The sequence below is a fragment of the Zavarzinella formosa DSM 19928 genome (assembly GCF_000255705.1).
GTDB classification, from domain to species: domain Bacteria; phylum Planctomycetota; class Planctomycetia; order Gemmatales; family Gemmataceae; genus Zavarzinella; species Zavarzinella formosa.
The window spans coordinates 1796-2017 of the sequence record NZ_JH636466.1 but is presented as its reverse complement, the minus strand read 5'-3'; the positions used below and the strand labels follow the sequence as shown (position 1 = coordinate 2017).

The 222-nt window shown below is 65.8% G+C and carries 1 protein-coding gene; it reads right to left on the bottom strand.

Annotated features, from left to right (window positions below; genetic code table 11):
• On the bottom strand, positions 1 to 222 hold a 222-nt coding region (locus BGIM_RS64550), incomplete at both ends, for a hypothetical protein (RefSeq protein ID WP_162136375.1).

The window sequence follows — 222 nt, the reverse complement described above, 5'->3', positions numbered from 1 at the left end:
AGCGACAGCTTGTTCATCTCGTTCTGGGCCTTCGGCTCGGGGGCGTCCAGTTCGTTCCCGGTCGAGACGGGGTTGTTGGGGTCGTTGGGGTTGAGGCCGAGGAGGTTCCCCTTGGCCTGGCCGCTGCGGGTGATGTCCGGATCCCAGTAGCCAGGATCGACGACGGTCTCGATCAGGATGATGAGTTCCGTCGCCGGGGGGGTGGAGGAGGAGCCGTTGCCG